Raw genomic sequence first — 12,607 nt, forward strand, 5'->3', positions numbered from 1 at the left:
ATCCTCAGAGGCTGGAGACGAGATGGCCGCCATCGACGACGATGCTCGTGCCGGTCATGTAGGCGCCCGCATCGGAAGCGACCAGCAGCAGCGCGCCGTCGAGCTCGTGCTGCCGGCCGATCCTTCGCATGGGGATGCGCTTGACCATCGCCTCGCCGGCCTCGCTGGCGAAGAAACCGTCGTTGATCTCGGTCGAGAAATATCCCGGGCAAATCGCGTTGACCCGTATCCCATGCCGCGCCCATTCGAGTGCGAGCGACCTGGTCAATTGCACCAGCCCGGCCTTGGAGGCCGAATAGGCGGCGAGTTGTCCGGCGACCCTGTGGCCGAGGATCGACGCGATGTTGACGATCGACCCGCCGCTTCCGGCGGCCATGCGCCGCGCCGCCGCCTGCGCCACAAGGAACGCGCCCTTCAGATTGGTGTCGACGACCGCATCCCAGTCCTCGGCCGGGAAGTCGAGCGCCTTGCCGGCGATACCGATGCCGGCATTGTTGACGACGATGTCCGGCGCGAACTCCGCGAACACGGCAGCGATTGAATCCGGCCGGGTGACGTCGAGCGCCACGGCCGTCGCCGTCCCGCCGGCGGCCTCGATCTCGGCGCAGGCGTCGCGCAGCCTGTCCGCGCGCCGCGCCGCGAGAATGACCGACGCCCCGGCCGCCGCCAGCACGCCGGCGAAATGGCGGCCGAGCCCGCTCGACGCGCCGGTGACCAGGGCGGTCCGCCCCGCGAGCGACCATCTGCCGTCCGGGATTGTCGTGGTCATCCGCTCCTCCTAGCGCTGCCGGCCGATGTGTCCAGCGTAGCCTGTCCGCCGTCCTATGCGAAAGACGAGTCGGTTGGCATGACGACGAGGTCGCGGATGCAGATGCTAACCGGCAACTGCCAGCAGTAGAACACGATGTCGGCGAAATCGGCGGCGTCGATGAAGCTCGGGTTGCCCAGCAGCTTGCGGTATTCCTCGAACGAGATTCCCATGTCGGCATGGATGTCGGTCTTCACCAGGCCCGGAGCGACGTTGACGATGCGGATGCCGTTGGCCGCCTGCCCCTTCTGCAGCGACAGCGACAAGGAGCGGACCGCCGCCTTGCAGGCATGGTAGACCTCTCCGTCCGGCCCGGGCGTGCGGTCGCCGATCGAACTGATGTTGATGATGGTGCCGCTTTTGCGCTCGATCATGCCCGGCAGCACGGTCTGTATGCCGTTTACGACGCCCTTCAGCAGCACGTCGATCTCATAGGAGACGTCGCGAAAATCGCGGTTCTGCAGCGCTCCGATCTTCAGGAAACCCGCATTGTTGATCAGGCATCCCACCGGGCCGAAGGTTTTTTCGGCACGCGCGATGGCGTCGCCCAGTGCAGCATGGTCGGCGACGTCGGCCACGATGTGCATTGCATCGGGCAGGCCGTCCGCGTCCGCCTCATGGCGTGAAATCAGCAGCAGGGCATGACCTGCCTTTGAAAACCGCTGGGCGAGCGCCCGGCCGATGCCACGTGAAGCTCCGGTGATCACGACAAGCGAGGCCGGCATCGTTTTTCCTCCACTGGTTCCCATGGAGGCCGCAGCCTGCGACGTCATCGGCAGGTACGGCGAGTCCTGATGACTGCGAACAGGATTGGCGCCGCCCCTTAACAAAGGGTTACGCGTTTTCGCCGCACCGATCGTGGCCGCCCGCCTCCAAGCATCGCGGGGACTAACCATCACTCGTCGAAATTTTGAACGACGTTCATTTTCTATCTTGAACGTTGTTCACGATCATATAAGGTTCGCTTGTGAACAACGTTCATAGGGAGAGTTCAGCATGTGGAAACAACTATTCGCTCTTGCCAGGGGCAGGACGCATGAGGCCGGGCAGGGGATCGTCGATCGCAATGCGCTGGTCATCCTGCGCCAGCAGATCCGCGACTGCGCCGAGGCGATTGCCGCGGCGCGCAAGGCCATCGCCATCGCGATCGCCCAGAACGAGCAGGAGGTCCAGCAATACGCAAAGCTGGTGGCCCGCATCGAGAACCTCGAGAGCCGCACTGTCGCCGCACTCGATCAGGGCAGGAACGAGCTTGCCCGCGAAGCGGCCGAAACGATCGGCCTGCTGGAGGCGGAACGCGATGCGTCGGAGCAAGCGCAGAAGAACTTCGGGACGGAAATTGCGCGGCTGAAGCGCATCGTCACCGCCTCCGAGATACGGCTGCGCGACCTGCAGCGCGGCCAGCGCATCGTCTCGGCGACCGATACGACGCAGCGGCTGCGCGAGACCGGGCAGGGCGCGACGCTGTCGACGCTGCGCGATGCCGAGGAGACGCTGTCGCGGTTGCGGACCCGCCAGACCCAGATCGACGCGGCGGCTACCGCGCTCGAGGAAATGGAGCAGTTCGGCGACCCCGCCGCGCTGACCGAAAAACTGGCGGCCGCCGGCTGCGGCGCACCGGTCAGGACCAGCGCCGACGCCGTTCTCGAACGGCTGGCGAAACGCATGAGCGGTGCGGCTTGAGGTCGCGCAGAGCCTGAACCGAGAACCGCAATCCGAAACAGTCAACCGAAAAGGATCATCAAAATGTCTGTCAACTCATACACTCCGAAAGACTCCAGCGCCTGGAAGACCTTCACCATGCTGAGCTTTGGCGTCGCGGCCGCCATGATGGCCGGCGGCATCTACTTCCTGGAAGCCAGCTTCGCCGCCAAGGGTTTTTACGCGATGGCCGCGATCATGCTGGTGCACACCTCGATCACCATCACCAAGACGCTGCGCGACGCGGAAGAGGCCTCGCGCTTCATCAACCGGGTCGAGGACGCCAAGACCGAGCGCCTGCTGATGGATATCCAGCGCGGCGACGGCGCGTAAGCGGGTGCTTACTTAGGTAACGATGCCCCCTCCACCGCCCCCGGCGGTCCCCCTCCCCCGTAAACGGGGGAGGATCCAGGGCGTGCCGGCGGCGCCGCCGGTTCCTCCCCTGCGAAGCGGAGGGTCCGAAGGACGACCACGCGAAGCGTGGCGGAGGGGGCGCGTAATCCTCGCGGACTACGGCTACACCCCGCGAAAAATCAGCGACTGGTGCGTGCCGGCGCCGCCCATGGCGCCGTCGCCGACCGCCAGCGCGACATTGCCCGCGCCGCGCGCCGCGTCGCCGACGGCAAAAACGCCAGGCACGGTGGTCTCCTTGGTCCCGTCTGTGCGGATGAACGTGCCGAGCGGCCCTTCGTCGAAGTCGCAGCCGAGCTGTTCGGCGAGCGTCCCCGCCGGGCGCGTGCGCGTCAGCGTGAACAGGCCGGCAAGCGGAACGACCCGGCCGTCGCGCAATTCGACATCGGCCCGCTCGCCGGAAATCCGCACCACCGGCTCGCGCTCGATCGCCACCGAACGCCGGCGCAACTCGTCCATGCGGTCTTCATCGAGCTCGAACGCGCCGTTGACGAACAGCTTGGTCTTTCCCCAGTCCGGCAGCATCGATGCGTGATGCATCGACATGGCCGACACCGCCAGCACGCCGATAGGCCCGTCCCCCAGCTCGTAGCCGTGGCAATAGGGGCAGTGGAACACGCTTTTGCCCCAGCGTTCGGGGAGGCCCGGGATTTCCGGCAGCTCGTCGGTAACGCCGACCGCCAGCACGATACGCCTTGCCTCCAGGCTCTCGCCGTCCTCGGTCTCCACCGCAAATACCGGCCCTATCGCCTCGGCGGTGCTCGCCTTGCCGTCGATCCAGTCAACCGTCGGATAGGCCATGAGCTGGGCGCGGGCATCGGCCACGATGTCGCCGGGCGCCCGGCCGTCCTGGCCGAGAAAACCGTGCGAGGTCGCGGCGAAGCGGTTGCGCCGCTGGCCGCCATCGATCACCAGCACGTTGCGCCGCGCGCGGGCGAGCTGCAGGGCGGCGGAGAGACCGGCATAGCTGCCGCCAATGACGATCGCGTCGAACATCAAGCTTTCTCCTGTCTGTGAGCCCGGTGGGCAGCGGCGTGGCGGGAAAAGTCCTCGGCCAGCGCCGCCAGCGTCACCGTGCCCAGGCGGCTGATCAGCAGCGCTTCGGCTTCGGCGAAGGCAGGGGTCAGCGCGCGGTTGACGGCCTGTTCGATCAGGCAGGACGGGCTTTCGATATGCACACCGATGGCCAGCAGGGTTGGGGCTCCCAACGCATCGTAGACTTCCCTCAGCGTCACGGCGGCGAGATCGCAGGCGATCTCCCAGCCGCCGCCATGCCCCTTTTCGGAGCGGACGAACCCGACCTCGCGCAGCCCCGCCATGGTGCGCCGCACGACCACCGGATTGGTGCCCATGCACAATGCCAGTTCGCCGGAGGTCATTGGCCGGTCCTGTTCGGCCATATGCAGCAGCGCGTGAAGGGTGGCCGAAAGCCGGCTGTCATGTCTCATGTAACTTCATATGATACATGAAAAGGCCGGCGTCAAGCCGGACAGTTAGGCGGGCCTATCCGCTCCTGGGGCTCCACACTGGCTCGTATCCGCGTTGCAGGGCGGCCACCGTGGCCGGCGGCGTGAGCAGGCGGAGCGCGCCGAGCCTTTCAAGCGGGCCGGCGTCGGCGTAGCCCTCGAACGACCAGCGCAGCGCCCGCTTTCCGCGGAGCGCGTACGCGACGCCATCGTGGAAAACCATCGTGCCGTCCGGCAGTTGCGCGGCCTCTTCCGAGGTCAATTGCCTGGGGATTCCACCCGACGCGAGGCGCTGCTCATGCAGAACCGCGTCGATTTCGGTCACTTTCGGCCGCAAAAGCCCGTTTCCGGCGGCGAAACAGTCGGAAAATTCCCTCGCCCGTTCGCGCCGGCAGTAGAAGCAGGGGCGGTGGCCGGCGGCGAGCGCCGTCACCTCGTCGAGGAAGAACAGTTCGGTCCACCCGGCATTGCCAGATGGCGCGTTGCGCCCCATCACTTCGCGCTTACGACCCCGAAATTCGCATTCGCAGATCAGCCACGCCTTGGTCGTCCAGCGCCGCTTCAGTAGCGTCTTCGTATCCGGGTCGTGGATGACGCCGCGGTTCCCGGTAAACAGCCCGCGCGCCGCGACGGCATGGATTTCGCCGAACGGATCGACACGGTTCTGCAGCGGCATGGCAAGGTCCCGTTCTGGTCTATTCATTCCGATCAGGCCGCATGATATCGAACGCCAAAAGCGTTGCATTCCGAAACAGGCGGGCCGATGCGGGTTCTAGTCATCCAGAATTTTGACGGCAGCGGGCTGGGCCAGGTGGCGACCGCGCTCGGCGAGGCGGGCGCCGAGATCGACCTGCGCATGGCGCACCGTGGCGACGCCGTGCCGGAAAGTTCGGACGGTTACGATGCGGCGGTCGTGCTTGGCGGCGGCCAGAACGCGCTGGCCGACGACGAATATCCCTACATCCCGCCGCTGCTCGAACTCTCCCGCGATTTTTCCGCCAGGGACAAGGCCGTGCTCGGCATCTGCCTCGGCAGCCAGTTGCTGGCCCGCGCCTTCGGTGGAAAAAACCAGATCGGCGGGGCGAGCGAATTCGGCTGGTGTCCGGTCAGTCTCACCGACGAGGGCGCGGCCGATCCCGTGCTGCGCCACGCGCCGCGCGATTTCTCGATCTTCCAGTGGCACGACGACACGTTTTCGCTGCCAGCCGGTGCGCTGCATCTGGCGTCGAGCAACGTGGCCAGGAACCAGGCTTTTCGCGTTGGCCGCGCCACTTATGGCATACAGTTCCATTTCGAGGCCGACCGAAAACTGGTGCGCGAATGGAACGCCGCCTTCGCCACCACCATTGCCAAAAACCAGCCGGAGTGGCCGGGGCGCTATGAGGCCGAGGCGGCGCGCCACGGACCCGGGGCCGACGCCGCCGGCCTTGCGCTGGCCCGCGCCTGGGTCAGCATGATCTGAGTGGGATTTGCCTGCTTTTTCGAAATCCCCGCCCCTCAAGGCCGTGACATAAAAATCACGCTTCAAAACACTCTGCATCATGCATGGATATTTGCGTGGCTTTGCGCGTTTACTCAGCCTAGAAGCCCGCCTCGCGACGGGGTCGGCAACAGAATCGTAACCATCCGCTCGTAAGAGTTTAAGAGAATTCAACCGAGATCACCGCCTTGCGTCCCGCGCTCCTTTCCTTTGCCATGCTTGTCGCCATCGTCCTGTTCGGGCTGGGCGTTTATTCGGTCGATGCCGGCAGCCAGCAGGCCGTCGTCGACGGTTATGGCGTGGTCGCCGCCACGCACTGATCCCTCTCGGCCCTAGTGGCTGGGTTTTTCCGGAAATTCAGGCCTGCGCCGTGATCAGTCGCTTTTCCGCGCCGTCGATCACCAGGGCGGTCAGCACGCCGGAGCGCCACGCCCCCGTGTCGACATTGACGCGGTTGGCCAGCACTTCCGGGGCGTCCGTCATCGTGTGGCCGTGCACGATCACCTTCGGGTGCAAGTCCGGCCAGTCCAGGAATTCGTTGCGGATCCAGATCAGGTGGTCGGGATCCTGCCGGTTGAGCGGCACGCCGGGGCGAATGCCGGCATGGCAGAAGAAGAAATCGCCGAAGCCGATTGAAAAGCGCAGGTTCAGCATGAACGCCCGGTGCTTTCCCGGCACCTCGCACCGCAGTTCGGCCCAGGTCAGCCGCAACGCGTCCGGGCTGTGGAAGTGCGCGTCGACGCCATAGGATTTTGCCGTCTCCCTGCCGCCGTAGCGGGCGAACAGCCCGCCGCCGTCGGCCTCTTCCAGGAATTCGAGAAAACCCATGTCGTGGTTGCCGGCGAGTGCGATCATGCGCTGGTCGCGCGCGCAGGCCGCGATCAGGAAGTCGATCACGCCGCGCGAATCCGGGCCGCGGTCGACATAGTCGCCGAGATGGATGATGCGCCAGTCGGCGACCTTGTCCAAAAAAATCTCGCCGGCGATGCGCTCATGCATCCGCTCCAAAAGGTCGAGCCGCCCATGCACGTCGCCGATGGCGTACAGTCTTACGCCGTCCGGCCCGCGCGCGTCGAGGAAGTGGATGCCGTCAGTCATCAAGGTCTGCGGGGTATCGAGATTTACGCTGGCCATATCATGCCGCTTACTGTGCCGATCAAGCCCAGCCATACCGTTAGGACTCGGCGGCCGATATCCTGAAATTTCGTCCGCTTCGTGGATTTTTTTCAGGGGCAGGTCAATCGTGCCAAAGTCGCTCGATTTCCTCCAGCGAGCGCCCCTTCGTCTCGGGGACCTTGCGATAGATCCATATCCATCCGAGCAGGCAAAGCGCCGCGAACAGCCAGAAGGTGGCCGGCCTGCCCGCCACCTCGACAAGAGACAGGAAAAATTCGCTGACCAGGAACGCGGCTCCCCAGTTGACCGCCGTCGCAATCGCAACGCCCCGGCTTCTGATACGGCTCGGAAAGATCTCGTTGATGACCGTCCACACGACGGGACCGAGGGAAAATGCAAAGGACGCGATGAAGATGACGAGGGCGACGACCGTGATGATCGCTCCATAGTTGGACCCATCGCCGGATGTCTCGAAAAAACGGAAGGCGAGGCCCACGGTCGCCAGGCTTGCGCCCATGCCGATCAGTCCCGCGAGTAGCAGCGGCACGCGCCCGATCCTGTCGATGAATGCGATTGCGATCAGCGTCGCCAGCACGTTCGTAGCGCCTATGCCCCAGGTTGTCGCGGCGGCCTGTGCCGCGGGCGTCGCAAAGCCCGAGGCGGCAAAAATGGGGTTTGCATAGTAGATGATGGCGTTGATGCCGGTGACCTGCTGGAACACCGCCAGCCCGATCCCGATGGCGAGCGGCTTTCGATAGACCGGCTGGAACACCTCGCGCCACGAAACGGCCTTGGTCTCCAGGCGCAGCGCGTTTTCGATCTCGCTCAATTCGGCCTGGTAGTCATCCTTGCCGAGGAGGCGGGCCAGAATGGTGCCCGCGGCCTCCCGCCGACCCTGCTTGATCAGCCAGCGCGGCGATTCCGGCGCCGCGAGCGCAAAGACGGCCAGCAATAGTCCGGGAACCGCGGCCAGCCCCAGCATCAAGCGCCAGTCGGCGCCGTCCGAGAGCGCGCCGTTGACCAGATAGGCGAGAAAAATGCCGACGGTGATCGCCATCTGATAGGCCGAGACGAGGCGGCCTCTCCAGGCTGCCTGGGCCAGTTCGCTGCCGTAGAGGGGAGCGGCGACAGCGGCAACGCCAACCCCGAAACCGACGATCAGCCTTCCTGCAACCAGGACCGGCGTGTGCGGGGCCAACGCCTGGATCAGCGCGCCGAGAATGAAAAGAACCGCCGCGGCCAGCACCGTCCTTTTGCGGCCGATGCGATCGGCAAGTTCGCCAGCCGCCAGGGAACCGAACAAGGCCCCGAGCGTGACCCAGCTCGTGACCACTTCGATCAGCAGAGGGCTGAGACCCATCGCCTGCTTGATGCCGCTCAATGCACCGGAGATCACGCCCTGGTCGTATCCAAAGAGCAGTCCCGAGGTCAGGATCACGAGGAAGACGATTGCGATGAGTGTGGCCGGGCTCCTTGCCCAGAAAGCCGGAGCCGGGAAAGTCGAGTCCGATTGTGTCGCCATGAGAGGTGCCTGAAGCGGAATGGCGGAAAGCGTATCAGAAAACCGTTGCGTTGCTACTGGCCTTCGCTACCGTCCATCCAGAGCGCGCTTCGCGGGCGCGAGAGCTAAGAACGGATGATGTACAATGCGGAACGACCTGGGCACCAGTGTTGGACATAAAGAGAAGCTTATGGCTATGCCACCGGTGATCGGAGGGAATATGAAAGCGCAGGTTTTACGCAATTTGTTCTTGCTCGCAGGCTTGGCTGCGGGGCTCACGATCGCAACCGATGGTGTGGCCGCACCGACATGTCCCAAGGATCAGATCGTTACGTCCGACGGTTGCGTGAGCGTGCGTCAGGCTTCCAACAAGGTGACGGCGATCGTCAGAGATGCCATGCCGGGACTGAAGTTGAAAGCAGTCGTTGCCGGCTTCGCCGTTGATGGCTCGCCGCCTTTCCTGCTCGCCGAAGGCGTCTCGATGACTGGCGTCCCGGCCGCCCCGGACATGAAGTTCAGGAACGGCGCAATAGCGATCGCCTATATGGGCACCGTGCTCCTTCAGCTACGGGACGAGGGCGCGATCACGCTTGATGACCAGTTGTCCCGCTGGTTCCCCGAACATCCCAACGCAGATCAAGTCACACTTCGGATGCTCATCAACGGCACTTCCGGGTACGCAGATTATGTCACGGACGACGGTTTCCTCCGGGATCTCCATGCGGATCCCTTCCGCCACTGGCGACCGGAAGAACTTGTAGAAATCGGACTGAAGCGGCCCGTAGTCTGTGAACCGGGAGCCTGCTGGTCTTATGCACACACGAATTTTGTAATTCTCGGCGCGGTGATGGAGAAGGCCACCGGCCAATCACTGCGCGACCTCATACGCGCCCGGATCATCGAGCCGTTGGGATTGACCGGCACCCAAAGCACACAGACAGCGGCCATCCCCGAGCCTGTGCTTCACGCCTTCGACGCCGAACGTGGCCGATATGAAGAATCGACTTTCTGGAACCCTTCATGGACGCTGGCTGACGGTGCCGTCATGACGACCACTATTAGAGATGTTCTGCGAAGCGCCGAGGCAATTGGCGGGGGAACTCTGCTCACGCCAAAATCGCATGCGGAACAAATCGCACCGTTGATCGCAGGCTTCAAACCATGGTCTGAAACATCATATTACGGATTGGGAGTGTTCCTGATTAACGGTTGGATACTGCAAAACCCTTCCTTCTCTGGTTACGCCGCAACTATGGGATACCTGCCGGAAGGAAAGATATCGTTAGCCGTCTCAGTCACGATGGACGCTACCGCATCGATGGAGGGTAATCTTTCCACTGACGTCTTTAAAGAAATCGCCTCATACCTGGCGCCTGACGCACCGCTCTAGGACGCGGCCGTTTGGGCTTCAAGCATTAGGCCAAAGCGGACCTCGGCTAACCTGCTCACTTAACCCCGCCCTCCCATCGCGCGCTTTCCCGCCTCGCCGGAAAGCCGCTGCTTCAACCGCAGTTTCGACACGCGCTCCCATTCGCCGGTGCGCTCGGCCTGCGCCATCGCCTGTTCGATGAAGCTGATGTGGTCCATCGCCGCCTTGCGCGCGCCGGCCGGGTCGTGCCCAACCACTGCCGCGTGGATGGCGCGATGCTGCGCAAGCAGCTTTTCGCGCGCGTCAGCGAGCGTGAACACGATCAGCCGGTTCTCGAACACGCCGTCTGAAAGCAGTCGGTAGCAGGAGCGCAGCGTGTGCAGCAGCACGATGTTGTGCGCGCATTCGCCGATCGCGTGATGGAACTCGACGTCGATTTCCGCCTGCTCGGAAAAATCGCCGCGCTCATGCGCCTCGGCCATGCGCGCCATGATCCGGTCGAGCAAGGCGCGGTCGTCGTCGGTGATGCGCCGCGCCGCATATTCGGCGGCAATGCCTTCGATCTCGCGGCGGTATTCGAGATAATCGGCCCGCGCCTTGGCATGGCTGACGATCAGCTCCGCCACCGGCGGCGCGAACACCTGGCCGACGACGTCGGCCACATGGGTGCCGCCGCCATGGCGGGTCTGGATCAGCCCGCGGCCCTCGACGATCTTCAGCGCGTCGCGCAGGATCGGCCGCGACACCTCGAACAGCCGCGAAAGCTCGCGCTCGCCGGGCAGCCGGTCGCCGCTGCGCAGCACGCCCTCGAGGATGAGGCTCTCGATCTGCTGCACCACCTCGTCGGCAGTCCGCGAATGCTCGATCCTGGAAAAGATTTCGTCCAAGGCAATTCCCGTTCGGCAACCTTGTCGGACCATAGGGGCAGGTCTCACAATTGGTCAAATAAATTATCCAGTGGGGGTTTTGGAGCCTTCGAAGCCGGCTGCTCCCGCATTCACGCGCGAAATCGCTCCGGGCGGTTTTGGCGTCATCTCTCAGCGGTCCCAGGTCATGTCTCGACGGTCGAAATCGCCGCTTAAGTCATGCTTAGCGGGTACCAATGTCCGGTCTGTTGGACCAAAACACGCGAACCGCTCCAATAAGCCGTTTTTATTGCTTTCTATTCGAGACATGACATGAAATCTAACACGGCAACCGGCCTCGCCCGTCCGGGGACGCCCGGCAGGAACAGCCACCATGGAATCCAGCAAAAGCAAGAGCTTAGGCATCTTGAGTTCAAAAATATTGCAACGCGAAAAGATTATTGTGCGATGCAGCATTTTTCCCTGTTGGATTTTACCCCGCCATAAGGCCATAACAGGGCGTTTCGCGGCCCTGGAGCGAGCCTGTGACTGCCGAGCAGCCCGACTTCGTTTCGTCCCTGACCGGCACGGTCAAGGGTTTTCCCGCCCATGCCGACCGGGCGGCGGCACTCGGCGAGGTGCACGCCCGCCCGCATCCGATGCTGCTGCGCCCGCGCGTGCTGATCCAGCTTGCCTTCATGACCGAGGGCGGTTTTGCCGTCGACCATGCGGTTCTTTGCGAGCTTTCGCGCCGCCTCGGCGTCGCCGCGCCGGACCGCCAGGCGCGTCACTACACCATGAACTGGGGGCAGGGGACGCTGCGCTGGGAGCGCCACACCGAATTCTCGACCTATCTCTGGGAAGGCCCGCTCGACGAGACCGGCCGCCAGCCTGAGGACACGCCGTTCGGCAACGGTTTCTCGCCGCCTGGCACCGTGATTTCCGGCGTTCGGCTGGAGATTCGCGCTTGGAACAAGGCTGGAGAGGCGCTCGCCGGCGGCTTCGATCCCTCGGCGCTCTGCTATTCCACGGTCGAGGGCGGCAAGGCGGCGATCGCCACCGATTTCCGCCAGGACGGCGATGGGCTGACCAGGATCGTCGTTCTCGATCAGGGACTTACACCAGCGCGCAGCGGCGCCCTGGCGCAACGACTGCTGGAGATCGAGACCTATCGGACGCTCGCCATGCTCGGGCTGCCGCTGGCGCAATCGCTGTCGGCGCGGGTGCGCCGCATCGAGGACCGATTGGCTACGATCACTGCGGAGATGAAAGCGAGCCCGCGCCGCAACAGCCAGGAACTTCTGGCCGAACTCACCGAACTCGCGGCGGAACTGGAGGCCGATGCGGCGTCCAGCCTCTATCGTTTCGGCGCCAGCCGCGCCTATGACGTCATCGTCCAGGAGCGCCTGGAGGCGCTGGGCGAGGAGGCGATTGCCGGCGCCGAAACCTGGAAGGGTTTTTTGCAGCGGCGCCTTGCCCCTGCCATGCGCACCTGCCAGTCGGTCGAGAGCCGTCAGGAAAACCTGTCCGAAAAGCTCAGCCGCGCCACAACGCTTCTGCGCACCTGGGTCGACGTCGAGGTCGAGGCGCAGAACCGCGCGCTGCTCAAATCGATGAACGACCGCGCCAAACTGCAGCTCCGCCTCCAGCAGACCGTGGAGGGGCTGTCGGTCGCCGCTGTCTCTTATTACGTCGTCGGCCTCATCGGCTACCTCGCAAAAGGCCTCTCCCTGTTCGGTCACGCCGTCGCCCCCGAACTCGTCACCGCCGCCTCCGTGCCCCTTGCCATCGCCGCCGTCTGGTGGGGCGTGCGCCGAATCCGCAGCGCGCATAGCGAACACGACCGGCCACAATAAGCATAACATATTGAAAGAAAACGGTTATTTACGGCTTGCCGACTGCGGGAATTG

Annotated in this window: 14 protein-coding genes; 6 read left to right on the plus strand and 8 right to left on the minus strand. The window is 64.1% G+C overall.

Annotated features, from left to right (window positions below; translation table 11 throughout):
* Positions 1-4: 4 nt before the first annotated feature.
* Both ACH196_RS13565 and ACH196_RS13570 read right to left on the minus strand, forming a co-directional pair.
* Complete coding sequence (locus tag ACH196_RS13565; protein ID WP_396647432.1) at positions 5-769, minus strand: SDR family NAD(P)-dependent oxidoreductase; 765 nt, start codon at positions 767-769, stop codon at positions 5-7.
* 53 nt (positions 770-822) lie between these two features.
* Positions 823-1,533: an SDR family oxidoreductase gene (locus ACH196_RS13570; protein ID WP_396647433.1), complete on the minus strand. Its 711-nt coding sequence runs from the start codon at positions 1,531-1,533 to the stop codon at positions 823-825.
* A gap of 271 nt (positions 1,534-1,804) precedes the next feature.
* On the opposite strand from ACH196_RS13570, the gene ACH196_RS13575 reads away from it, so the two are divergent.
* The gene (locus tag ACH196_RS13575) at positions 1,805-2,491 is read left to right on the plus strand and encodes a PspA/IM30 family protein (RefSeq protein ID WP_396647434.1); all 687 of its coding nucleotides are present in this window, start codon (positions 1,805-1,807) and stop codon (positions 2,489-2,491) included.
* Between the two features lie 63 nt (positions 2,492-2,554).
* Entirely contained in the window at positions 2,555-2,842 is a 288-nt protein-coding gene (locus tag ACH196_RS13580; RefSeq protein ID WP_308057498.1) for a YiaA/YiaB family inner membrane protein, read from the plus strand.
* Positions 2,843-3,025: 183 nt separating this feature from the next.
* Here the strand turns inward: ACH196_RS13580 and ACH196_RS13585 are convergent, their stop codons facing one another.
* The 3 genes from ACH196_RS13585 to ACH196_RS13595 are packed head-to-tail and all read right to left on the minus strand — an operon-like array spanning position 3,026 to position 5,062.
* Complete coding sequence (locus ACH196_RS13585; protein ID WP_396647435.1) at positions 3,026-3,919, minus strand: NAD(P)/FAD-dependent oxidoreductase; 894 nt, start codon at positions 3,917-3,919, stop codon at positions 3,026-3,028.
* Positions 3,916-4,368 (minus strand): Rrf2 family transcriptional regulator, encoded by a 453-nt coding sequence (locus ACH196_RS13590; RefSeq protein WP_396647436.1) that lies wholly within the window; start codon positions 4,366-4,368, stop codon positions 3,916-3,918. The genes ACH196_RS13585 and ACH196_RS13590 overlap by 4 nt, the downstream gene beginning before the upstream one ends.
* Before the next feature lie 55 nt (positions 4,369-4,423).
* Positions 4,424-5,062: a hypothetical protein gene (locus ACH196_RS13595; RefSeq protein ID WP_396647437.1), complete on the minus strand. Its 639-nt coding sequence runs from the start codon at positions 5,060-5,062 to the stop codon at positions 4,424-4,426.
* A gap of 87 nt (positions 5,063-5,149) precedes the next feature.
* Here ACH196_RS13595 and ACH196_RS13600 point away from each other — a divergent pair, with 87 nt between their 5' ends.
* Together ACH196_RS13600 and ACH196_RS13605 are read left to right on the plus strand one after the other, a co-directional pair.
* Positions 5,150-5,848: a type 1 glutamine amidotransferase gene (locus ACH196_RS13600; protein WP_396647438.1), complete on the plus strand. Its 699-nt coding sequence runs from the start codon at positions 5,150-5,152 to the stop codon at positions 5,846-5,848.
* A gap of 206 nt (positions 5,849-6,054) precedes the next feature.
* Positions 6,055-6,186: a hypothetical protein gene (locus tag ACH196_RS13605; RefSeq protein ID WP_396647439.1), complete on the plus strand. Its 132-nt coding sequence runs from the start codon at positions 6,055-6,057 to the stop codon at positions 6,184-6,186.
* 37 nt (positions 6,187-6,223) lie between these two features.
* Here ACH196_RS13605 and ACH196_RS13610 read toward each other — a convergent pair whose 3' ends face one another.
* Positions 6,224-6,964 carry a metallophosphoesterase gene (locus ACH196_RS13610; RefSeq protein ID WP_396647440.1) on the minus strand — a complete coding sequence of 247 codons (741 nt, stop codon included), beginning with the start codon at positions 6,962-6,964 and terminating at the stop codon, positions 6,224-6,226.
* 139 nt (positions 6,965-7,103) lie between these two features.
* The gene (locus ACH196_RS13615) at positions 7,104-8,504 is read right to left on the minus strand and encodes a sugar porter family MFS transporter (RefSeq protein ID WP_396647441.1); all 1,401 of its coding nucleotides are present in this window, start codon (positions 8,502-8,504) and stop codon (positions 7,104-7,106) included.
* Between the two features lie 124 nt (positions 8,505-8,628).
* On the opposite strand from ACH196_RS13615, the gene ACH196_RS13620 reads away from it, so the two are divergent.
* The gene (locus tag ACH196_RS13620) at positions 8,629-9,873 is read left to right on the plus strand and encodes a serine hydrolase domain-containing protein (RefSeq protein WP_396647442.1); all 1,245 of its coding nucleotides are present in this window, start codon (positions 8,629-8,631) and stop codon (positions 9,871-9,873) included.
* A 59-nt stretch (positions 9,874-9,932) separates the two neighbouring features.
* Here ACH196_RS13620 and ACH196_RS13625 read toward each other — a convergent pair whose 3' ends face one another.
* Positions 9,933-10,739: an FCD domain-containing protein gene (locus ACH196_RS13625; RefSeq protein ID WP_396647443.1), complete on the minus strand. Its 807-nt coding sequence runs from the start codon at positions 10,737-10,739 to the stop codon at positions 9,933-9,935.
* A gap of 503 nt (positions 10,740-11,242) precedes the next feature.
* On the opposite strand from ACH196_RS13625, the gene ACH196_RS13630 reads away from it, so the two are divergent.
* Positions 11,243-12,553: a DUF3422 family protein gene (locus ACH196_RS13630; protein ID WP_396647444.1), complete on the plus strand. Its 1,311-nt coding sequence runs from the start codon at positions 11,243-11,245 to the stop codon at positions 12,551-12,553.
* The last annotated feature ends 54 nt before the right edge of the window (positions 12,554-12,607 follow it).

This window comes from Mesorhizobium sp. IMUNJ 23232 (assembly GCF_044326205.1).
Taxonomy (GTDB): Bacteria; Pseudomonadota; Alphaproteobacteria; order Rhizobiales; family Rhizobiaceae; genus Kumtagia.

Bases quoted from the DNA above. Each gene is read 5' to 3' on its own strand.
- ACH196_RS13590 (WP_396647436.1), bottom strand. From the start codon at position 4,368: ATGAGACATGACAGCCGGCTTTCGGCCACCCTTCACGCGCTGCTGCAT.
- ACH196_RS13570 (WP_396647433.1), bottom strand. From the start codon at position 1,533: ATGCCGGCCTCGCTTGTCGTGATCACCGGAGCTTCACGTGGCATCGGC.
- ACH196_RS13610 (WP_396647440.1), bottom strand. From the start codon at position 6,964: ATGACTGACGGCATCCACTTCCTCGACGCGCGCGGGCCGGACGGCGTA.
- ACH196_RS13595 (WP_396647437.1), bottom strand. From the start codon at position 5,062: ATGCCGCTGCAGAACCGTGTCGATCCGTTCGGCGAAATCCATGCCGTC.
- ACH196_RS13600 (WP_396647438.1), top strand. From the start codon at position 5,150: ATGCGGGTTCTAGTCATCCAGAATTTTGACGGCAGCGGGCTGGGCCAG.
- ACH196_RS13615 (WP_396647441.1), bottom strand. From the start codon at position 8,504: ATGGCGACACAATCGGACTCGACTTTCCCGGCTCCGGCTTTCTGGGCA.
- ACH196_RS13620 (WP_396647442.1), top strand. From the start codon at position 8,629: ATGCGGAACGACCTGGGCACCAGTGTTGGACATAAAGAGAAGCTTATG.
- ACH196_RS13565 (WP_396647432.1), bottom strand. From the start codon at position 769: ATGACCACGACAATCCCGGACGGCAGATGGTCGCTCGCGGGGCGGACC.
- ACH196_RS13575 (WP_396647434.1), top strand. From the start codon at position 1,805: ATGTGGAAACAACTATTCGCTCTTGCCAGGGGCAGGACGCATGAGGCC.
- ACH196_RS13580 (WP_308057498.1), top strand. From the start codon at position 2,555: ATGTCTGTCAACTCATACACTCCGAAAGACTCCAGCGCCTGGAAGACC.